Annotated in this window: 22 protein-coding genes; 15 read left to right on the top strand and 7 right to left on the bottom strand. The window is 68.9% G+C overall.

Going from position 1 to position 19585, the window contains the following annotated elements; genetic code table 11:
- Positions 1-9: 9 nt before the first annotated feature.
- A complete protein-coding gene (pdxH, locus tag OHB24_RS04385) occupies positions 10-654 on the top strand; it encodes a pyridoxamine 5'-phosphate oxidase (RefSeq protein ID WP_327637644.1) in 645 nt (214 codons plus the stop codon).
- On the opposite strand, the gene OHB24_RS04380 is transcribed toward pdxH, so the two are convergent.
- Positions 600-2777, bottom strand: a complete 2178-nt coding sequence (locus OHB24_RS04380; protein ID WP_327637643.1) for an MMPL family transporter — start codon at positions 2775-2777, stop codon at positions 600-602. The two genes, pdxH and OHB24_RS04380, sit on opposite strands and share 55 nt — an antisense overlap.
- Positions 2778-2893: 116 nt before the next feature.
- On the opposite strand from OHB24_RS04380, the gene OHB24_RS04375 reads away from it, so the two are divergent.
- From OHB24_RS04375 to OHB24_RS04360, 4 genes are all read left to right on the top strand, one after another.
- On the top strand, positions 2894-3601 hold the full coding sequence (locus OHB24_RS04375) for a TetR/AcrR family transcriptional regulator (RefSeq protein WP_327637642.1): 708 nt from the start codon (positions 2894-2896) through the stop codon (positions 3599-3601).
- Between the two features lie 288 nt (positions 3602-3889).
- A complete protein-coding gene (locus OHB24_RS04370; protein ID WP_327637641.1) occupies positions 3890-4180 on the top strand; it encodes a hypothetical protein in 291 nt (96 codons plus the stop codon).
- Complete coding sequence (locus OHB24_RS04365; protein ID WP_327637640.1) at positions 4180-5163, top strand: SPFH domain-containing protein; 984 nt, start codon at positions 4180-4182, stop codon at positions 5161-5163. Before OHB24_RS04370 ends, OHB24_RS04365 begins: the two co-directional genes overlap by 1 nt.
- Positions 5164-5167: 4 nt before the next feature.
- Positions 5168-5773: a CGNR zinc finger domain-containing protein gene (locus OHB24_RS04360; protein ID WP_327637639.1), complete on the top strand. Its 606-nt coding sequence runs from the start codon at positions 5168-5170 to the stop codon at positions 5771-5773.
- Here OHB24_RS04360 and OHB24_RS04355 read toward each other — a convergent pair.
- A complete protein-coding gene (locus OHB24_RS04355; protein WP_327637638.1) occupies positions 5770-6480 on the bottom strand; it encodes a hypothetical protein in 711 nt (236 codons plus the stop codon). The genes OHB24_RS04360 and OHB24_RS04355 overlap by 4 nt on opposite strands.
- Positions 6481-6717: 237 nt before the next feature.
- Here OHB24_RS04355 and OHB24_RS04350 point away from each other — a divergent pair, with 237 nt between their 5' ends.
- The 5 genes from OHB24_RS04350 (at position 6718) to OHB24_RS04330 (ending at position 11345) form a co-directional block, all read left to right on the top strand.
- Positions 6718-7344 carry a TetR/AcrR family transcriptional regulator gene (locus tag OHB24_RS04350; protein WP_327637637.1) on the top strand — a complete coding sequence of 209 codons (627 nt, stop codon included), beginning with the start codon at positions 6718-6720 and terminating at the stop codon, positions 7342-7344.
- Positions 7345-7503: 159 nt separating this feature from the next.
- On the top strand, positions 7504-8460 hold the full coding sequence (locus OHB24_RS04345; RefSeq protein WP_327637636.1) for an ROK family protein: 957 nt from the start codon (positions 7504-7506) through the stop codon (positions 8458-8460).
- On the top strand, positions 8457-9587 hold the full coding sequence (gene nagA, locus OHB24_RS04340; protein ID WP_327637635.1) for an N-acetylglucosamine-6-phosphate deacetylase: 1131 nt from the start codon (positions 8457-8459) through the stop codon (positions 9585-9587). The genes OHB24_RS04345 and nagA overlap by 4 nt, the downstream gene beginning before the upstream one ends.
- 7 nt (positions 9588-9594) lie before the next feature.
- Positions 9595-10500, top strand: coding sequence for a 1-phosphofructokinase family hexose kinase (locus OHB24_RS04335; RefSeq protein WP_327637634.1), 906 nt, complete (start codon positions 9595-9597; stop codon positions 10498-10500).
- An 8-nt stretch (positions 10501-10508) separates the two neighbouring features.
- Positions 10509-11345 carry a class II fructose-bisphosphate aldolase gene (locus OHB24_RS04330; RefSeq protein WP_327637633.1) on the top strand — a complete coding sequence of 279 codons (837 nt, stop codon included), beginning with the start codon at positions 10509-10511 and terminating at the stop codon, positions 11343-11345.
- A 224-nt stretch (positions 11346-11569) separates the two neighbouring features.
- Here the strand turns inward: OHB24_RS04330 and OHB24_RS04325 are convergent, their stop codons facing one another.
- On the bottom strand, positions 11570-11824 hold the full coding sequence (locus tag OHB24_RS04325; protein ID WP_327637632.1) for a hypothetical protein: 255 nt from the start codon (positions 11822-11824) through the stop codon (positions 11570-11572).
- A gap of 74 nt (positions 11825-11898) precedes the next feature.
- On the opposite strand from OHB24_RS04325, the gene OHB24_RS04320 reads away from it, so the two are divergent.
- The 3 genes from OHB24_RS04320 (at position 11899) to OHB24_RS04310 (ending at position 14310) form a co-directional block, all read left to right on the top strand.
- On the top strand, positions 11899-12456 hold the full coding sequence (locus tag OHB24_RS04320) for a TetR/AcrR family transcriptional regulator (protein ID WP_327637631.1): 558 nt from the start codon (positions 11899-11901) through the stop codon (positions 12454-12456).
- 77 nt (positions 12457-12533) lie between these two features.
- Positions 12534-13058, top strand: a complete 525-nt coding sequence (locus tag OHB24_RS04315; protein ID WP_327637630.1) for a hypothetical protein — start codon at positions 12534-12536, stop codon at positions 13056-13058.
- A gap of 1 nt (position 13059) precedes the next feature.
- On the top strand, positions 13060-14310 hold the full coding sequence (locus tag OHB24_RS04310) for an APC family permease (protein WP_327637629.1): 1251 nt from the start codon (positions 13060-13062) through the stop codon (positions 14308-14310).
- Here the strand turns inward: OHB24_RS04310 and OHB24_RS04305 are convergent.
- Genes OHB24_RS04305 through OHB24_RS04290 form a run of 4 tightly spaced genes read right to left on the bottom strand, consistent with a single transcriptional unit; the run spans position 14276 to position 17950 of the window.
- Complete coding sequence (locus OHB24_RS04305; RefSeq protein WP_327637628.1) at positions 14276-15319, bottom strand: ABC transporter permease; 1044 nt, start codon at positions 15317-15319, stop codon at positions 14276-14278. The genes OHB24_RS04310 and OHB24_RS04305 overlap by 35 nt on opposite strands.
- Entirely contained in the window at positions 15316-16194 is an 879-nt protein-coding gene (locus OHB24_RS04300) for an ABC transporter ATP-binding protein (protein WP_327637627.1), read from the bottom strand. Before OHB24_RS04300 ends, OHB24_RS04305 begins: the two co-directional genes overlap by 4 nt.
- Positions 16191-16586: a GntR family transcriptional regulator gene (locus OHB24_RS04295; protein ID WP_327637626.1), complete on the bottom strand. Its 396-nt coding sequence runs from the start codon at positions 16584-16586 to the stop codon at positions 16191-16193. Before OHB24_RS04295 ends, OHB24_RS04300 begins: the two co-directional genes overlap by 4 nt.
- Positions 16587-16642: 56 nt before the next feature.
- Positions 16643-17950, bottom strand: coding sequence for a cryptochrome/photolyase family protein (locus tag OHB24_RS04290; protein WP_327637625.1), 1308 nt, complete (start codon positions 17948-17950; stop codon positions 16643-16645).
- A 51-nt stretch (positions 17951-18001) separates the two neighbouring features.
- Between OHB24_RS04290 and OHB24_RS04285 the strand changes: the two genes are divergently transcribed.
- Together OHB24_RS04285 and OHB24_RS04280 are read left to right on the top strand one after the other, a co-directional pair.
- On the top strand, positions 18002-18715 hold the full coding sequence (locus OHB24_RS04285; protein WP_442913983.1) for a metal-dependent transcriptional regulator: 714 nt from the start codon (positions 18002-18004) through the stop codon (positions 18713-18715).
- 72 nt (positions 18716-18787) lie between these two features.
- On the top strand, positions 18788-19567 hold the full coding sequence (locus OHB24_RS04280; RefSeq protein WP_134009041.1) for a class I SAM-dependent methyltransferase: 780 nt from the start codon (positions 18788-18790) through the stop codon (positions 19565-19567).
- The last annotated feature ends 18 nt before the right edge of the window (positions 19568-19585 follow it).

The raw sequence follows: 19585 nt of genomic DNA, 5'->3' as shown, positions 1-19585 counted from the left end.
GCTCGAAGCGTGGACCTTGCGGAGATGCGGCGTACCTACGGGCTCGGTGAGTTGCTGGAGAGCCAGGTGGCTCCTGACCCGGTCGTGCAGTTCCAGACCTGGCTGGAGCAGGCCCGGGAAGTCGGCCTGGCCGAACCCAACGCCATGGTGCTCGCGACCGCCGACCAGGAGGGTCGCCCGTCAGCGCGGACCGTACTGCTGAAGCGTGTGGACGAGCGCGGGTTCGTCTTCTACACCAACCAGCAGTCCCGCAAGGCCGACGACCTGGCGGCGAACCCGCACTGCGCCCTTGTGTTCCCGTGGCATGCGATGGAGCGGCAGGTGCGCATCGAAGGCAGTGTGACCAAGCTGCCCGGCGACGAGGTCGACGAGTACTTCGCCAGTCGCCCGCGCGGGTCACAGCTGGGGGCGTGGGCGTCCCAGCAGAGCCAGCCGGTGGAGTCCCGCGAGGAGCTCGACCTGCAGTACGAGTCGTACGAGCGGCAGTGGCCGGAGGGCACCGAGATCTCCACGCCGTACTTCTGGGGCGGCTATCTGGTGGCCCCGGAGGCGTTCGAGTTCTGGCAGGGCCGCACCGGCCGTCTACACGACCGCCTGGCCTACCGCCGGACCAGCTCCGGCGGCGACTGGGAGCTGTCGCGGCTCCAGCCCTGAGGCTCTTCCCGGAAGCCGTGCGACTTCCACCAGCGCGCCAGCGGCGCCGGCGCCCACCAGTTCGCCCGTCCCAGTAGCCGCATCGTCGCCGGCACCAGCAACGCCCGCACGATCGTCGCGTCCAGCGCGATCGCGATCACCAGCCCGACGCCGATCATCTTCACGAACACGATGCCGGATGTGGAGAAGGCCGCCACCACGATGATCAGCAGCAGCGCCGCGCTGGTGATGATGCCGCCGGTCCGCTGCAGCCCGAGCGCGACCGCCTGGGTGTTGTCGCCGGTCTTGTCGTACTCCTCCCGGATCCGGCTGAGCAGGAACACCTCGTAGTCCATCGACAGCCCGAACAGTACGGCGAACAGCAGCACCGGGTTGGTCGCGTCGAGGAACCCGGCCGGTGTGAAGTCGAGGAACCCGGACAGATGCCCGTCCTGGAAGATCCACACCATCGCGCCGAACGCCGCGGACAACGACAAGACGTTCATCAGCAGCGCCTTCGCCGGCAGCACGAACGAGCCGAAGGCAACGAACAGCAGCAGGAACGTCACCACCACGATGAATCCGGCCATGTACGGCGCCCGCTCCTTCAGCACGTCGAGCAGGTCGATCACCGCCGCCGTCTCACCACCGACCTGTACGTCGGTCCCCGACGGTGCCGGCACCGCCCGTAGCCCGTGCACGACGTCCCGCGCCGGCAACTCCTGCCCGGTAAAGCGAGTGTGCACGACGACCGACGCGACGCCGTCCGAGTATCCACCGAGCCGCACGTTCTCCACGTCCCGCACCTGCTTCAACCCGGCGATGTACGGCGCCAACGCCGCAGCCGGATCGCTCGGAGCGGAGTCGAACCGAACCGCCGCGTAGATGTCCGACCCGCCGGCTCCCGGGAAGTCCCGCTGCAGCGTTTCGGTCACCGTTCGCGACGTGGCACCGGACGGCAACGACCGATGGTCGACCCCGCCGAGTTGCGCGCTCAGGAAGGGAATCCCGAGCACGAGCAGCACCGGGACGAGCACGACGACGTACCGCACCGGGCGTCGCATCACGCTGTGCGCCAGGCGGTACCAGGCGCCGTGGTCGCTGGAAGCCTTGCGGGCCTTGAAGATCCGCAGGTTGTTCACCCGGTGCCCGAGGACCGCGAGCAACGCCGGCAACGCGGTCAGGGCTGCGACCATCGCGATCGCCACCGCGGCGGCCCCGCCGTACGCCATCGACTTCAGGAACATCACCGGGAACAGGACCAGGCTGCTGATCGCCACCCCGACCGTCACCCCGGAGAACGCCACCGTCCGGCCGGCCGTCGCCATCGTCGTGGTCAGCGCCGTCTCGACGTCGTTGCCGCGCGCAAGTTCTTCGCGGAACCGGGTGACGATGAACAGCGCGTAGTCGATGGCGAGTCCGAGGCCGATCATCGTGACGATGTTGATCGAGAAGATCGACACGTCGGTGATCGCCGACAGACCGCGCAGCAGCACGAACGAGCCGAGGATCGCGAGCGCACCGACGAACAGCGGCAGCGACGCGGCGACCAGACCGCCGAACACGACCACCAGCAGCACCAGGACGATCGGCGTCGAGATCGTCTCGGCCTTCACGATGTCGTGCTCGGTCTGGGTGTTCACCTCGTCGAAGACCGCGACCTCGCCGCCGACCTTCGTGTCCAGACCGGCCGGTCCCGAGCGGACCTGCGAGGCGATCTTGTGGAACGTGTCCAGCCGGTCCTCCGGCGTCGCGCCGGCCAGCGTGAGGACGGCGTACGTGCTGTGCTGGTCCTTGGACACGAACACCGGGGACTTGGTGCTCCAGTAGGTCGACACCGCGGTCACGTCGGCGGTCGGCAGCTCGGCGAGATCGCGCTCGACCGACTGCCGGAACGCCGGATCGGCCACGGTCCCGGACGGGTTGCGGTAGAGCACGATCACGTCGGTCCCGGTGCGGCCGACGTTCTGCTCGATGGTCTTGACGGCGTTCGCGGCCTCGGTGTCCGGCGCGTCGAAGCCGCCGTTCGCCAGCGAGCCGAACACGCCGGTGCCCCAGGCGAGGCCGAGGGCGACGAAGACACCGGTCAGAGCGAGCACCAGACGGCGCCGCCGGTAGGCGAAACGGCCGAGCGTCTCGAACACGAAACTCTCTCCCAGGGCGTAGATTGAACGACAGGACGTTGAGTGAACACCGTTAACAGTTAACAGTGTTCACTGTAGGCGTCTGCCCCCTGTCGATGTCAAGGAGAGTTTTGAAGGTGGACAGCCGAGACCGGCGGCGAGCGGCGACGCTGGCGGAGATCAAGGCGGCCGCCCGCCGGCTGCTGGTCTCCGGTGGTACGGCGGCAGTCGGCCTGCGGGCCGTCGCGCGCGAGCTCGGCCTCACACCACCGGCGCTGTACCGGTACTTCCCGAGCCATGAGGCGCTGATCGGCGCCCTGATCGCCGACCTGTACGACGAACTGACCGCGGCGCTGATGGACCTGCAGTCCACCGACGAGGAGGTGGATCTCGGCGCCCGGTTGTACCTGCTCGCCAACGGCCTCCGGGACTGGGGGCTGGCGCACCCGGCCGAGTTCGCGTTGCTGTTCGGTACGGCGGTCCCGAGTCCGGACGCGGACGACCACGAGCAGACCCCCGGCCACCAGGCGGCGATGCGCTTCGGGTCGGTGTTCAAGGAACTGGTGGCCCAGATCTGGCACTGGAAGCCGTTCCCCTACCCGCCCGACGAGGTGCTCGGGTCCGAGTTGGTCGCCCAGCTCACCCAGGAGTCGGAGCACTTCGGCGGGATGCCGGCCGGCGCGATCTACCTGTCGCTCACCTACTGGACCCGGCTCTACGGCCTGATCTGCATGGAGATCTTCGGCCAGTTGCACTGGGTGCTGCCTGACGCCGCGGCCTACTTCGAGGCGCAGCTCTACGAGATCGGCCAGGCACTCGGCCTGGACTGCCCGGCCCCAGAATAGCTGTGCCCTTTACAAGAAGAAGCCTGCGGGCGCTTCCAGAGACACGGCCGGGTGGCCGAACTCAGGGTCAGGCGGACTACCTGACTGCCCGCAGGCCCGGTGGCTGGCGTTGGTTTCGGCCGACCACTTGCCCACTTAATTGTGGTTGGCGGTTAGCCCGCCGCCACCTCACGAGTCCGATAGCAATTCATGCGTTGGACCACCTCCCTTCGCGTGTACTGCGAACTTACTGCCAGCCGGTTCGCCCTTCAACAGAATTTCGCCCTGGGATGAACCACAATCGACGGCATGATCAGACTCGGACTGCCGGCGATCGTGTTGTTGATCGGCGCCGCCTGGTTCGCGTGGTCCTCGTACCGCCGGGCCGTGAGCGCGGAGCAGGCACTGGCCACGCTGAACGCCGAACATCGGGCGCTGATGCAGGAGGTCAGAGCACTGGAGCGGGCAGTCGCGGCTGCGGAGCAGGGTCTACGTACGCTCAGCTCGCATCCGTCGGTACCGCGGGACGTCGCGGTCACCGCCGACCTGACCCTCGCCGACGTCCGGCGACTGGTGGAACGCAAGGAGCTAGGCGACTGATGGTAAAGCTGGGGAACGCCGCGTCGGCGATCAAGCCCAACGGGGGCAGCGGCAAGGCGAAGGTGATCGGGGTGCTGGTCCTGATCGTGCTCGTGATCATCATCCTGTTCAATATCTTCAACTTCGCCAACACCGACGCGAACCGGATCGGTCTGCACTACGGCGGCGGCGTGATCGAGGACAAGAAGTTCAAGTCGGTGGTCCCGCCGGGCTCGACGAACAAGCTGATCGGCCCGGGTGACACGCTGTACACGTACCCGATCGACCAGCGCTCGTACATCATCGGCGGCGACGGCGCCGACACGGACGCGGCCGACGAGGTCACCGTGGTCAGCAAGGACAACGTCCGGCTCGGCGTCCGCGTCCAGGTGTACTTCACGCTGAACCGCAACAAGGACGTGCTGAAGTCGTTCCACGAGCGCATCGGTCTGAAGACCGAGGCGTACGAGGAGAGCGGCTGGAACGACATGCTGCAGAGCTACTTCCGCCCGCAGATCGACCGGGCCCTGTCCGCGGTCGCGACCAACTACGGCTGGGCGGAGCTCTACAACAACGAGAAGATGAAGTCGGCGTTCCAGTCCGCGGCGGCCAAGGAGTTCACCCGGCTGCTGCCGGCCGCCGTCGGCGGCGACTACTTCTGCGGCCCGGGCTACAACGGCAGCAACGACTGCGGTGAGCTGTCCTTCACGGTCCAGAAGCCGATGCCGCTGGACAAGGGCATCATCGACGGACTGGAGGCCAAGCAGCGCGCCGAGCTCGCCAAGGCCACGCAGGAGCAGAAGAACCAGCAGGTGAACGTCGAGTTGCAGTCGGTCAAGCAGCAGGTCGCGATGCTCGGGGCACAGGGCTACCTGCTGAAGACCGCGATCGAATCGGGCAAGATCCAGTTCATGGTCATCCCGCAGAACGGCAACGTCAGCATCCCGGTGCCGTCCACGACCAACCAGCAGCCGACCACCCAGCCCACGACGCCGGCCCGGTAGTCCGATGAGCGCGTTGCCGTCCCACCTCGAGCTGGTGCAGGGCGTCGTCCTGCCCAAGCCGGTCGGCGCGCACCCGGTGCTCGACTTCGTCAACACCCGGTCCGAGTGGACCACCCGTGGCGCCGCCCGGACCGAGTGGATGACGTCGTACGAGGCCTTCCTGATCTGGAACTCGTACGTCGGCCTGCTGCCGCCGGCGACCGTGTTCCGGCTGCTCGAGCGGGCCGGGAGCAGTCCGACCGAAGTGGGACGGCGGCTGCAGACCACCCTCGATTTCCGCGGCGAGCTGTACGACGTACTCACCGGGCAGGCGGCCGACAGCAGCTTCGAGGCGGCGGCCCGGATGATCGAGAAGGCCTCCGGGCAGCGACTGCTCGTGCGCTCGACGGACGGGCCGGTCTGGGAGCTGCCGGAGGATCTGGAGCTCCCGCTGCACAATCTCGCGTTGCTCGCGGGCGAGCTACTGACCGGCTCGTCTCGCGAGCACGTGCGGACCTGCCCGTCGTGCGGCTGGCTGTTCCTCGACGCACGCGGCCGCCGCCGCTGGTGCTCGATGGCCACCTGCGGCAACCGCGCGAAAGTCCGCGCCCACGCGGCCCGCGGACGCTAGTTGAAGGCGGCTGGGTCGACCGTGATCCAGGTGTGCTTCGCGCGGGCCAGGACGCGGCCGTCGGCGTCGTACAGGGTGCTGGCGGTGAACGTCTTGCGGCCGTCCTCGCCGAGGTAGCGGCCGAGCGCGACGCATTCCTCGCCGGCCTCGGGTCGCGCGTCGATGCACGCGGTCAGCTGGCCGAGCACCGACGGGCGTCCTTCGAGATCGATCGTCCAGCCGCCGGGGCAGTCGAGCGCCGCCCACAGGAACACCTCGTCGACCAGGCCGTCGGTCGCGAGGTCCGCGGCCGGCGTCCAGGTGCACGCCGTACGGCCGCCGTCGATCGGGCCGGGCTTCAGGCGCAGACCGTTCTGGTTCGCCGGCCCGCAGACGAAGCAGGTCGGGAACGGGTGGTCGTGCAGCCCGCGGTACGCCGTCTCGGCCGCGCGAGCCTCCTCGGGCAGCACCGGATCGATCGTTGCGTCGGCGAGGAACTCACTGTCGACCGGCACCGCTTCTGCCACCAGAGCGTCACCGTCCGTCAACCGTCCGGCGCCCAGTTCGAGGTCCTTCTCCAGCGGCGGCGGCATCCGCAGCGTCACCTTCGGCACCGACCCCGGCCCGAGGTCCGCTGCCAGCGCGGTCCCGACCAGACCGGCGACGTACCCGCCGTTGCCCGACCTCTCCGGCCCCTGGAATCGCCGCTCGACCCGCACAAAACTCATGGCCCAGGACCCTAATGCACTCACAGGAATCACTCGTTTGTGTACGTGCCGTGGTTGAGGTGTGAAGGAAGAGAGTGCTGGGAAGGAAAGGGTTTCAGAGAAATCTGAGGATTTCTCGGAACAAGTGAGCTGAGCCCTCCAGTTCAAACGACCGTTTGAACTATGCTGACTGCAGGCTACTGCGCGTGAGCAGGTGGGGTGCCTGCGCGAGCGGTAGCTGGGGGGAAGGAGAACTCTGTGGAGACACCGGTCGAAACGACCCGGGAGAGATTGCTCAACGTCGCCGAGCAACGATTCGGTGAAGGGGGTTACGAGGGAACATCGCTGCGCGCGATCACGGTCGCGGCAGCAGCGAACATCGCGGCGGTCAACTATCACTTCGGCTCGAAGGAAGCCCTGCTCCGCGCTGCCGTGGCGCGGGCGATGGCGCCGGTCAACACCGAACGGCGGCGCCGGCTGGACCAACTGGAGGCGGGTGCTCCGCCGACACCGGAGGCCCTGATCCGGGCCTTCGTCGAGCCAGGACTGGAACTGGTACTGCGCCGCGGTGACCGTGGCGCGCTGATCGCACGGTTCATCGGCCGGATCGCGTTCGATCCGAGCCGGCGGATCCGTGAGTTGTACGCGGTCGAGTCGGAGCCGATCGAAAGCAGGTACCTGGCGGCGCTGCAGCAGGCGTTGCCGAAGGCCTCACCGGACGCGGTCGCGTTCGGGTACATGAACATGCTCGGCCTGCTCGCGTTGCATCAGTCGCAGGCACTGTCCCCGACGCCGGGTGCCGCCGGCCCCGAGGACCCGAGCGAGCTGGCCGAGAACCTGGTCACCTTCCTGGTGGCCGCGTTCGACCACGGCCTGCGTTCCTGACACCTGGAAACCGTGGATTCCCTGCCCACGGTTCCCAGCCAGATACGAGTCAGAGTGAGGCGCATCCTAGGACCGGATTGCGCACTGGTCCGTGTGAGTTTGTCCGGATTCTGCTCATGGATGTTCGGACTGCCAGGTAACGCTGCATAATGGCGCTCCGTGGACCCCTGTGAAGTCGTGGTTGCCGTCGACCTCGGTGGAACCCGGATGAAGTGTGGCCTGGTCGCCGCCGACGGTGCCGTGCTGCACCGCGAGACCAGGCCGACGCCCCGGGCCGACGCGCGAGACGGTGGCCGTGCCGTGCTCGACGCCCTGCTGGAGACCGTCGTCGAGCTCAGCCAGAAGGCGACCGCGGAGGGTCATCGCGTGCGCGCCATCGGTGTCGTCGTCCCCGGTGTCATCGACGCCGAGCACGGCACGGTCGGCGCCGAGAACCTCGAATGGACCGGTACGCCGGTCCTCGCCGAGCTGAAGGCCGCGGTCGGCGACGGGGAGCCGATCGTGCTCGCCCACGACGTCCGCGCCGGCGGGTACGCCGAACTGCGGCACGGCGCGCTGGCCGGCACCACGAACTCGATGTTCCTCCCGCTCGGCACCGGGATCGCGGCCGCGATGATCGTCGACGGCTCCCTGGTCAGCGGCGACGGGTACGCCGGTGAGCTCGGCCACTCCAAGTTCATCCACGGAGACGCGGCCGAACTCTGCGCCTGCGGTCAGTGGGGCTGCCTCGAGACGGTCGCGTCCGCGGCCGCGCTGGCCAGGCGGTACGCCGCCCGCACCGGACGCACCGTCGACGGCGCCCGCGAGGTGATGGAGCTGCTCGCGGCCGGGGACCCGGACGCTGCGCACGTCTGGCACGACGCACTGGCTGCCCTGGTGGACGCGCTGGTCCTCTACACGACCCTGGTCGCTCCGACCCGGATCGCGATCGGCGGCGGTCTGGTGGGCGCCGGCGAGACACTGCTGCAGCCGCTGCGCGAAGGTGTACATGCGCGACTGACGTTCCAGCGCGAACCCGAGATCGTGGCGGCCGTCCTGGGCGAGGAAGCCGGCATGCTCGGCGCCGCCCAGATGGCCTGGGACCGCACAGCCGCCGACGAGGAGGAAACGGTATGACGACGTACCGCGTGGGTCGCGTGGTGACGCCGGACGACGTGCTGGAGAACGCGTGGATCCAGGTGGAGGGCGAGGACGTCCGTGCGTTCGGGCGGCGCTCCGAGGGGATGCCGGCCGACGGCAAGCGGCCCGAGGACCTCGGTGACGTGACCGTCGTCCCGGGGTTCGTCGACATCCACACGCACGGCGGCGGCGGATCGACGTACTCGACCACCGATCCGGAGGAGGCGCGCAAGGTCGCGGCCTTCCACGCCAAGCACGGTACGACGACCTCGCTGGCCAGCCTGGTGACGGCGTCGCTCGACGAACTGGTCGCGCAGACGGACTGCCTCGCGGAGCTGATCGCCGACGGTGTCATCGCGGGCGTCCACCTCGAAGGACCGTTCCTGTCCGAGGCGCGCTGCGGCGCCCACGAGCCGTCGCTGCTGCGGCCGCCACTCAAGGACGATGTCGCGAAGGTGCTGAGCGACGCGGTCAAGATGGTCACGATCGCGCCGGAGCTGGAGAACGGGCTGGACGCGATTCGCCAGGTCGTGGACGCGGGCGCGGTCGCCGCGCTCGGGCACACGGACGCGACGTACGAGCAGATGGTCGCGGGAGCCGACGCCGGCGCGACCGTGGCGACGCACCTGTTCAACGGGATGCGGCCGTTCCACCACCGCGACCCCGGCCCGGTCGGCGCCGCGCTGAACGATGAGCGGCTGCTGCTCGAGGTGATCAACGACGGCATGCACCTGGACCCGCAGGTGGTCCGGGTCGCGCTCGCGGCGGCCGGGGTGAACCGGATCGCGCTGATCACCGACGCGATGGTGGCGACCGGGATGCCGAACGGCCGGTACAAGATCGGCAGCCTCGAGGTCGACGTCAAGGACGGTCTGGCGACGCTTACCCACGGCTCGCATTCGATCGCCGGCAGCACGCTGACCATGGACGTCGCGTTCCGGAACGCGGTGCAGGCCGGCGTCTCGCTGGTCGACGCGTCCCGGATGGCGTCGACGACGCCGGCGCAGACGTTCGGCTGGTACGACGTGGGCTCGATCGAGACCGGGAAGCGGGCGGACCTGGTGCTGCTCGACGACGAGTACGCCGTACAGAAGGTCATGCGGGCCGGGTCGTGGCTGGACTGATCGAGCCATGATCGGGACCGTCACCCTCAACCTCGCGCTGGACGTCACGTACGAGGTCGACGAGCTGCAGGTCGGCGGGAGCCATCGTGTCGACCGGATCCGGCGGCGTGCGGGCGGCAAGGGCGTGAACGTCGCGCGCGTGGCCTCGACGCTCGGGCACCAGGTGCTGGTGCTCGGATTCGTCGGCGGGGTCACCGGTGAGCTGGTCGCCGAGGAACTGTTCGATGCGGGGCTGACCGCGCTGCTCACCCCGATCGTGGGCGAGACCCGCCGCACCGTTGCCATCGTCAACGGTGCGGACGGGGACGCCACGATCTTCAACGAGGCCGGGCCGACGGTGACCGCGGACGAGTGGCGCGCGTTCGGCGACCGGATGCCGTGGGGACGGCTCGGAGTACTCGCGTGCTCGGGCAGCCTGCCGCCGGGGTTGCCGGCCGACGCGTACGCCGAGATCGCGGTCCGCGCCCGGCATCACGACGTACTGACCGTGATCGATGCGGGCGGCGATGCGTTGAACGCCGCCGCTAGGGCTGGTGCTGTGGTGCGCGCGAACGCTGCCGAACTGCGTGCCGCCGTTGGTGAGGTCGAGGTCGAGGAGGGCGCGTCGGAGCTGGTCGCGCTCGGTGCGACCGCGGCCGTGATCACCGACGGGCCGCGCGGAATGGTTGCCGCTAGCAAGAAGGGCGTCTGGCGGGCGTTGCCCGTCGAGACGGTGCGCGGCAACCCGACCGGTGCGGGCGATGCGTGCACGGCGGTGGTCGCCGCGGCGGTCGCGGAATCGCCGGAGCCCGACTGGTCCGTCGTACTCAAGTCTGCTGTTGCCGCCTCTGCGGCCGCCGTACTGACGCCCGTTGCCGGAGACATCGATCTGGCGGCTTACCGGCGTTGGCAGCCTCAAGTGATTGTGAATTAGGAGAACTCATGCCGTTGGTATCCGGTGCCGAGGTCGTGCTGGCCGCAGCCAAGGCCGGTCGTGGGGTCGGCGCGTTCAACGTGATCCAGTTGGAGCACGCGATCGCGCTGATCGCCGGCGCCGAGCAGGTCGGTGCGCCGGTGATCCTGCAGATCAGCGAGAACGCGGTGAAGTACCACGGCGCGCTCAAGCCGATCGGGGTCGCGACGCTGGCCGCGGCGGCGGCCGCCACCGTGCCGGTCGTCGTACACCTGGACCACGCGATGGACCGGGAACTCGTCACCGAGGCTGTCTCGCTCGGGTTCACGTCGGTGATGTACGACGCGTCCAAGCTCGAGTACGCCGACAACGTCGCGGCGACCACCGAGGTGACGGCCTTCTGTCACGACCACGGTGTCTTCGTCGAGGCGGAGATCGGCGAGGTCGGCGGCAAGGACGGCGTCCACGCGCCCGGTGCCCGTACCCGTCCGGACGAGGCCGTCGCGTTCGCCGAGGCGACCGGTGTGGACGCGCTCGCGGTCGCGGTCGGTTCCTCGCACGCGATGACCGAGCGTACGGCGACGCTCGACTTCGACCTCATCACCCGTCTGCACCAGGCCGTCGCCGTACCGCTGGTCCTGCACGGCTCCTCCGGCGTCGCGGACCCCGACCTGACCCGCGCGGTCGAGGCCGGCATGACCAAGGTCAACATCGCGACCCACCTCAACAACGTCTTCACCGACAAGGTCCGCCAGATCCTCGCGGACAACCCCAACCTGGTCGACACCCGCAAATACCTCGGCCCAGCCCGAGACACCGTAGCCACCGAGGTAGCCCGCCTCCTCGGCGTACTGAACGCGATCTAGCCACCCACCCCAAGCGACCCGCCCACCTCAGCCCACCCCGCGCTGTGTTGCCGGCTGGCAGTCGCGGCGGTGTGATGTGCAAGCTCGACAGGTAGTGCACCGGTGAGACGCTGTACGCGCGGACATGTTCACGCTCAGGTGCACTATCCGTCCACCCGACACATCCTGTCGAGCTGCCGATCACACCAAGCCCGGAGCACGGCCGATACCAGAGCCTCCCTTGCCTAGAGGGTTGCGCTGCCGCGGATCCAGTTGGCTCGGAGGTTGTCGCGGGCGCGTTGGACCTGTGCGCGGGCGGCTGGGTCGGGGACCTCGAAGTCGTCGATCAGGCGGGTGAGGGCGAGCTCCAGGGCCGCGACCAGGGCGTCCTCCTCGGTGAGGTCGGACTCGGCCACTCCCCTCAGACCGGCCGCGAGCGCGGTCAGTCCGTCCCGCTCCTGGTCGGTGAACCGCACCTGGATCTCGGTCCTGGTCTCCACGCGTCCTCCCTCGGTCGTTGGTACAGTCATCGTGCAGTGCAACAACCTCGTTGCACAAGAGTGAGGGGCCGCGGATGACGGTGGCGGTGGACGAGACGCTCCGGACGGCGACCATCGCCGTACTGGCCGAGCACGGCTGGACCGGTGTGACCCTCGAGCGGGTCGCGGAGCAGGTCGGGCGGTCACGGGTCACGCTCTGGCGGCAGGGGTTCACCGTCGAGATGTTGCTGAACTCGCTGCTCGACGCGCTGGCCGAGGACTACCGGGACACGTTGTGGCCGGTGCTCGCGGCCACCGGGTCCGGTCGTGAGGGCCTGATCCGGACGCTGGAGGCGCTCTTCGACGTCATCGACCGGCATCTGCCGCTGATGCTGTCGTCGGATCTGGTCTTCCACCAAGAGCAGGCGCGCAACGGGCCGGTCTCGTTCCTGGACCCGTTCGAGCGGTTCCTCCGCGAGGGAGAGTCGGACGGCACGCTGCACCCGCACGGGCGGGTCAGCGACGTCGCCGAGGTGCTGATGGTCTCGGCCGCCTTCACCTACGTGCACATGCGCGGCCGGCATCACTGGTCGCGATCCCGGGCCCGGCGGCTCACCCTCGACCTGGTTCTCCGCGGCGTCATCGAAGCATGAAACGTATCTGTTGCGAGGAATGCAACGGGCATGTTTCACTGGGCGGCATCATCACCTCCTGAACACTGGAGACCGCCATGACACTTCCGTACGCCGAACCGCTGGTCCGCCTCGAGCCGCAGCCCCGGGTGATCCCCGAACCGCCCCGCGTCGGTGAGCCCGGCGGCCCGCACTGCGGCCTGTGCGACTGGCTAGCCGACTTCGAGAACTCGGAGCACGGCCCGCCGCTCTGGTACGACGACGACTGGGCGCTCTGCCGCGCTACAGGCGTCACCATCCCGGGCGTGGTGTGGCTGGCCAGCCGGGGTCACCACGACTCGTTCTCCGACCTGCCGGACAAGGTCGCGCAGAGCTACGGCCCGGTCGTCGCGCGCATCGAGCGGGCGATCCTCGCGCTCGGCGACATCGCGCGGGTGCACGTTTATCGTTGGGGCGACGGTTCGGCCCACTTCCACGTCTGGTTCTACCCGCGTCCGCTCGGCATGCTCGAGGCGCGCCGGGAGATGCTGCCGCTGTGGGCGGACCTGCTCCCCGAAGCGCCCAAGGAGGACGTCGCCGATGCCGAAGCCAAGATCGCGGCGGCCATGGCGGCGGACAACTGAGATGACGGCACCGCAGGCCGGGCCGGGGCTTGCGCGGCGCCTGGGGGTCGGCGACGCGGTGCTGATCGGGGTCGGGTCGATGGTTGGGGCCGGGGTGTTTGTGGTTTGGGCGCCGGCCGCACAAGCTGCGGGCTCCGGTCTGCTACTCGGCCTCGTCCTCGCCGCGATTGTTGCCTACTGCAACGCGGTGTCGTCGGCGCAACTGGCGGCCGTCTACCCGGTGTCGGGCGGCACGTACGTCTACGGGCGGGAGCGCCTGGGCGAGTGGTGGGGGTTCGCCGCCGGTTGGTGCTTCGTCATCGGCAAGACCGCGTCCTGTGCCGCGATGGCACTGACCTTCGGTACCTACGTCACCGACATCAACTGGTTGCGTCGCCTGATCGCCCTAGCGGCGGTCCTCGCGCTCGCGGCCGTCAACTACCGGGGCGTGACGAGGACGGCACGACTCACCAGGATCCTCGTCACCTGCACCCTCGTCGTACTGGCCCTCGTCCTCGTCGTCCTGTTCACGGGCGACCCGCAGCATCACGAGACGACCAGCACCTCACCGTACGGCGTTCTGCAGTCGGCGGGCCTGTTGTTCTTCGCGTTCGCGGGCTACGCACGGATCGCCACCATGGGGGAGGAGGTCCGGGAGCCGGCGAAGACCATTCCGCGAGCGATCCTCGTCGCGCTGGTCATTGCCATCGGCATCTATCTGGCCGTGGCGCTGGCCCTGCTGCGGACCGGCGACCCCGCGTCGACCACGGCGCCCCTCGCGGCCGCGGTCGACGGGGTCGGTGCGGTCTGGGCGGTACCGATCGTCCGGATCGGCGCCGCCCTCGCCAGCCTCGGCGCTTTGCTCGCCCTGATCGCCGGCATCGGCCGCACCACGCTCGCCATGGCCCGCAATCGCGACCTGCCGACGTGGCTGGCCGCCGTACATCCCCGCTACCAGGTCCCGCACCACGCCGAGCTCGCGCTCGCCGCGGTGGTCGGGATCCTCGTACTCACCACCGATCTGCGGGGCGTGATCGGCTTCTCGTCGTTCGGAGTCCTGCTGTACTACGCGATCGCGAACGCATCCGCCTTCACCCAGCCGGCCGATCAGCGCCGCTGGCCGCGCGCCGTGAACGTGATCGGCCTGACCGGGTGCGTCGTCCTCGCGGTCACCCTCCCGTGGACGTCGGCGGTCGTCGCCGCGGCCGTCCTCGCCGCTGCCCTGCTGGTACGGCGCTTTACGACAGGTCGCGCCGGATCCGCCAGAAGCTGAACCCGCTCAGCAGCAACGCCAAGGCCAGGAAGAACCCGAACTCACGCCACTGCAAAGCCCAGAACTTGTCGGCCCCGAAGTACTTGATGTGCTGCCGGTAGCCTTCGTCGGCCAGCCGCTGGAAGCACGCGGCGGCCTTCGACGACGGGATGCGCGGGGTCGCGTTGGGAGGCCCCGGCTCGCAGTCGATCATCCAGGTCGGCAGCGTGCTCACCTTGTTGCCGTTCTTGTCCACGGTCTGGTCGGACAGCTTCCACGCTGCGACGGAACCGCTGGCCACCTCGATCGCCTTCACCTGTGGAGGCTGGGTGTCGCCGCTCAGCATGAAGCCGCGCAGGTTGTCCAGGCTCACGGTGAGGTAGGACTCCGTCGGCGCCATCAGGTGCGGCCGGATCAACGTCGGTGCGAGGACCTGGACCAGGATCACGGCGGCCAGCGTGACCGCGAGTGCGACCAGGGTGCGGCGGATGACGAGTCCGACGGCGACACCGAGCGCGAACGCGAACGCGGCGTACCCGATCGGAACCAGGCCGCGGGCGCTGAAGACGGCCGGGAACATGCGGGGCAGATAGACGTTCGAGTTCTGCCCGGCGTTGACGGCGTCGTCGATCGGGTCGGCCCACCAGGTCACCGCAAGGCTCAGTACGCCGGTGATCGCGACGGCGGCCAGTCCGGTGAGGCCGAGCTTCGTGGCCAGCCAACGATGGCGGGAGACACTCTGGCTCCACGCCAGCCGGTGGGTCCCGGTCTCGAGTTCGCGAGAGATCAGGGGTGCGCCCCAGAACGCCCCGATCACCGGCGGAACGGCGTACAGCAGAACCTGGCCGACGATGTACAGCAACGGGTTGAGCCGCTCGTAGCCGAGGCTCTGCAGGAAACTGTCGGTCAGCCGGTGGTAGCTGTCGAGCAGGCCCGGGCCGGTCACCAACAGGATGATCGCGGCCGCCAGGATCACCGAGGTGACCACCAGGAACTGGACGCGGAACTGTCGCCAGGTCAGCCAGATCATCGCTGCACCTCCAGAACCGGCCGCTCGGGCTGGACGTCGCGGCCCATGTAGGCCAGGACCAGGTCCTCGAGCGTGAGTTGGGTGACCGTCCAGGCCGGATCCAGGATCGGCTTGTCGGTCCGGATCAGGTACGTCGACTGCCGGTCGGTGTGGCTCGCCGTCACGACATGCTGGTCGCGCGGCAGGTCCTTCTGGTCCCGGCGCGGACCGGTCAGCCGGAAGTGCGTCGCCAGCAACGTGTCGATCTCGCCGCTGACCTGCACCCGCGAATCCACCAGCACGATCAGGTAGTCGCAGGCCCGCTCGACGTCGGAGACGAGGTGCGAGGACAGTACGACGCTCAGCTCCTGCTCGGCGACCGCCTCCATCAGGTCCTGGAGGAACTCGCGCCGGGCCAGCGGATCGAGCGCTGCCACCGGCTCGTCGAGGATCAGCAGCTCGGGGCGCTTCGCCAGCCCGAGCGTGAGCGCGAGCTGCGCCCGCTGACCGCCGGACAGCTTGCCCGCACGTTGCTTCGGATCAAGCCTCAGCCGCTGAATCCGTTGTTGTGCAAGCGGATCGTCCCAACCCGGGTTGAGTCGAGCTCCCAGCTGCAGATGGTCCGCAACGCTCAGACGGCTGTACGTCGGCGTGTCCTGCGCGACGTACCCAACCTTTGCCTGCTGCGTGCCCGCCGGCGCCGTCAACACCTCGACGGACCCCGCGGACGGCGTGATCATCCCCACCGCCAGGTTCAGCAGCGTGCTCTTGCCGGCCCCGTTGGGCCCCACGAGCCCGACCACATGCCCGGCCGGCACTTCCAGATCGCAATCGGTCAGCGCCCAGCGCCGCCCATACTTCTTCCCCAGCCCATGGGCTTCGAGAACGCTTGTCATGCTATGTGCTCCTCCTGAGAGGCGGACCGAAAGGTGGTGAGGAACAACGCCTCGATGCTCTCGTCGTCGAGCCCTGCCTTGCGCGCCTTCGCCAGCCAGCGGCGGAGGTCCTGGCGGAGCGGGCCGTGGGCGGCGAGCGTGTTGTCGGTGAGGGTGCGGGTGACGAACGTGCCGCGTCCGGGCCGGGCCTGGACCAGGCCTTCGTGCTCCAGCTCGCGGTACGCCTTGAGCACGGTGTTCGGGTTGATCGCCAGCGACGCCACCACGTCCTTCACGGTCGGCAGCTGGTCGCCCTCCCGCAGCAGTCCGAGCCGCAACGCGTTCCGGACCTGCTGAACGATCTGCTGGTACGGCGAGACCCCCGACCGGCCGTCCAGATGGAACTCGATCATCGATAACCCCATTCATCTATGTAACTAGCACTATAGATGTATGGAGCAAACGGGCGTCAAGAGCGGATGGCGTCGTACCTCCGGAGCGCCTCGAGGCGCGCCTCGGCATGGTCGACGACCGGATCCGGGTAGCCGCCGGCGCCGCCGCCGTGCTTCCACGGCTCATGGGCGGTCCGGCCGTCGAGATCACGGAGCTCTGGGATCCAGCGCCGTACGTAAGCGCCGTCCGGGTCGAACTTCAGGCCCTGGCTGACCGGATTGAAGATCCGGAAGTACGGCGCCGCGTCCGCGCCGCAGCCGGCCACCCATTGCCAGTTGAGCGAGTTCGAGGCGAGATCGCCGTCGCGCAATGTGCGCATGAACCAGCGCGCGCCGAACTTCCAGTGCACGTGGAGATCCTTGACCAGGAACGACGCGACGACCATGCGGACCCGGTTGTGCATGAACCCGGTCGCGGCCAGCTGCCGCATCCCCGCGTCCACGAACGGGAACCCGGTCCGGCCCGCACACCATGCGTCGAACGGCTCGTCGGGTTCGTCGTACTGCATCTTCTCGAACTCCGGACGCAGCGGCTGCCACGCGGCGTGCGGGTGCCGCGCCAGCAGATCGGCGCAGAACTCGCGCCAGGCCAGCTCGCGGCGGTACGCCTCCGCGCCGGCGCTGCGCTTGCGCGCCAGGTCGGCGAGCATCGTGCGCGGGTGGATCTCGCCGTACTTCAACGGGATCGACATCCGCGAAGTACTGTCGAGATCGGGCCGGTCGCGCTCGTCGTCGTACGCCGCAACGTCGTAGTCCCGCCACCGCTCGAGGGCCGCGTGCTCTCCCGCGACCTGCGAGCTCTCCGGCAGGTCCTCGCTCTCGGCCTTGATCCATTGCACGCTCGCCGGCGCCTCCACTGGCTGCCGCCACCCGTGCGCCAGCCACGCCTTGAAGTACGGCGTGAACACCTGGTACGACCGTCCCTGCTGATTCAGCACCCGCCCCGGCGCGACGGCGTACGGCGAACCTGTCCGCACCAACGGACACTTCAATGAGGCTTCAACCTCTTGATCCCGTTGCTGTCCGTACGGCGCGTAGTCCGCACTGACATGCACACTCGCCGCCCCGACCTCGGCCGCGATCGCCGGTACGACGACCGCCGGATCACCCCGCCGTACGACGAGCCTCCCGTCCATCGACTCGGACAGACTGCGCAACGACGCGGCCAACTGGTCCCTGCGCGGATCGCCGGATCGTCCCCACAGCAACGGATCCACCACGAACAACCCGAGGACGCGGCCGCGGGCGACCGCGTCGAGGAGTGCCGGGTTGTCGCTCAGCCGAAGGTCCCGCCGGAACCACATCACCGCTGTCACCGTGCTCATCGTGCTCCAGTACCCAACCGAATTGGGTAAGGCTTGCCTCAATAGGTGAGAATGGTTGTCGTGACCGACCTGATCGATACCACCGAGATGTACCTGCGGACCGTCTACGAACTGGAAGAAGAAGGCATCGTGCCGCTGCGGGCGCGGATCGCCGAGCGGTTGCACCAGTCCGGCCCGACGGTCAGTCAAACGGTCGCGCGGATGGAACGCGACGGATTGATCAAGGTGGAGGGCGACCGCCATCTGGAGCTCACCGACGTCGGCCGCAAGCAGGCGGTCCGGGTGATGCGCAAGCACCGCCTGGCCGAGCGGCTGCTGGTCGACGTGATCGGGCTCGAGTGGGAGGACGTGCACACCGAGGCCTGCCGTTGGGAGCACGTGATGAGCGACGCGGTCGAGCTGCGGCTGCTCCAGCTCCTCGGCAACCCGACCGAATCGCCGTACGGCAACCCGATCCCGGGCCTGGAGGAGCTGCAGAAGGACCACCAGGCCAGCGACATCGGGGACTTCCGGGTCGGGGTCGAGCCCCTGGACAAGGTCGTCGACGGAGCCACCGGCGACAGCGTGCGAGTGCTGGTACGGCGGATCGCCGAGCCGGTGCAGACCGACGACTTCGCGATGGCGGTCCTGCGCCGCGCCGGGGCACTGCCCGGCCGCGAGGTCGACTCCACCCTGGACGCCGAGGGCGTCCTGGTCGGCAGCCGCGAGGCCGGCGGCGTCATCACGGACGAAACCGCAGGTCACATCTTCGTCAGCCGCGTCTGACAGTCAACAATGCGTTAACGCTGAGCACCCGGCGGGGCACGCCGGGTCGCCAGCCGGTAGGTTCGGGCCGCGATGTCTGAGAATGCGATCAACTGGCCGGAGTACCTGCGGGAGTTCCACACCGCGGCGCCGGGCAGTACCGAAGCCCTGTTGTCACGTGCGGTGGCCGGCGACCACACGCCGTACCGCTGGCTCGTCCGTGCCGTCTCGGGTGAGGCCCGCAGGGTGCTCGACCTGGCCTGCGGCAACGGGCCGGTGGCGCGGGAGCTGTACGGGCGGTGGGTCGTTGGTGTCGACAACAACGAGGCCCAGCTCGCCGGTGCGCCCGGCCCGAAGGTACGGGCGGACGCGCTGCATCTGCCGTTCGCGAACGAGGTCTTCGACGTCGTCACGTGCTCGATGGGCCTGATGGTCCTCCAGCCGCTCGCAGACGTGCTCGCCGAGGCGGCACGGGTGCTGCGGCGCGGCGGCGTACTGGCCGCGATCGTGCCCGCCGTACGGCCGCTGCGGCGCGGCGACATCCGCACGCTGAGCGGTCTGACCACGCGGCTGCGGTCGACGCCGCAGTTCCCGGCCGGTGGTGAGATCACCGAGCTGAAGGATCAGCTGAAGCACGCCGGGTTCGACGTGATGGAGAGCCAGCGCGAGCGGTACGTGTACATGATCCACAGCCGCGACGACGCGATGCGGCTGGTGAACGCGCTCTACCTCCCGGGTACGCCGGACGTCCGCCGGGACACCGCGGCGGCCTGGCTCGCGGACCGCGCCGAGTCCAAGGACGGGCTCGAGGTCGCGATCCCGATCCGCCGGATCACCGCGATGCGGACCAAGGTGGCACTGACCACGTCCTGATCCGCGCCCACGAATCGG

The organism is Kribbella sp. NBC_00482 (assembly GCF_036013725.1).
In the GTDB taxonomy this organism is placed as follows: Bacteria; Actinomycetota; Actinomycetes; order Propionibacteriales; family Kribbellaceae; genus Kribbella.
Note: the sequence above shows the minus strand (reverse complement) of the source record. Positions and strands in the feature narration are given on the sequence as shown.

Coding starts and splice junctions, on each gene's coding strand:
- OHB24_RS04335 (WP_327637634.1), top strand. CDS start 9,595: ATGATCGGGACCGTCACCCTCAACCTCGCGCTGGACGTCACGTACGAG.
- OHB24_RS04365 (WP_327637640.1), top strand. CDS start 4,180: ATGGTAAAGCTGGGGAACGCCGCGTCGGCGATCAAGCCCAACGGGGGC.
- OHB24_RS04355 (WP_327637638.1), bottom strand. CDS start 6,480: ATGAGTTTTGTGCGGGTCGAGCGGCGATTCCAGGGGCCGGAGAGGTCG.
- nagA (WP_327637635.1), top strand. CDS start 8,457: ATGACGACGTACCGCGTGGGTCGCGTGGTGACGCCGGACGACGTGCTG.
- OHB24_RS04285 (WP_442913983.1), top strand. CDS start 18,002: ATGGTTGTCGTGACCGACCTGATCGATACCACCGAGATGTACCTGCGG.
- OHB24_RS04280 (WP_134009041.1), top strand. CDS start 18,788: ATGTCTGAGAATGCGATCAACTGGCCGGAGTACCTGCGGGAGTTCCAC.
- OHB24_RS04360 (WP_327637639.1), top strand. CDS start 5,168: ATGAGCGCGTTGCCGTCCCACCTCGAGCTGGTGCAGGGCGTCGTCCTG.
- OHB24_RS04305 (WP_327637628.1), bottom strand. CDS start 15,319: ATGATCTGGCTGACCTGGCGACAGTTCCGCGTCCAGTTCCTGGTGGTC.
- OHB24_RS04320 (WP_327637631.1), top strand. CDS start 11,899: ATGACGGTGGCGGTGGACGAGACGCTCCGGACGGCGACCATCGCCGTA.
- OHB24_RS04330 (WP_327637633.1), top strand. CDS start 10,509: ATGCCGTTGGTATCCGGTGCCGAGGTCGTGCTGGCCGCAGCCAAGGCC.
- OHB24_RS04370 (WP_327637641.1), top strand. CDS start 3,890: ATGATCAGACTCGGACTGCCGGCGATCGTGTTGTTGATCGGCGCCGCC.
- OHB24_RS04315 (WP_327637630.1), top strand. CDS start 12,534: ATGACACTTCCGTACGCCGAACCGCTGGTCCGCCTCGAGCCGCAGCCC.
- OHB24_RS04300 (WP_327637627.1), bottom strand. CDS start 16,194: ATGACAAGCGTTCTCGAAGCCCATGGGCTGGGGAAGAAGTATGGGCGG.
- OHB24_RS04310 (WP_327637629.1), top strand. CDS start 13,060: ATGACGGCACCGCAGGCCGGGCCGGGGCTTGCGCGGCGCCTGGGGGTC.
- OHB24_RS04290 (WP_327637625.1), bottom strand. CDS start 17,950: ATGAGCACGGTGACAGCGGTGATGTGGTTCCGGCGGGACCTTCGGCTG.
- OHB24_RS04295 (WP_327637626.1), bottom strand. CDS start 16,586: ATGATCGAGTTCCATCTGGACGGCCGGTCGGGGGTCTCGCCGTACCAG.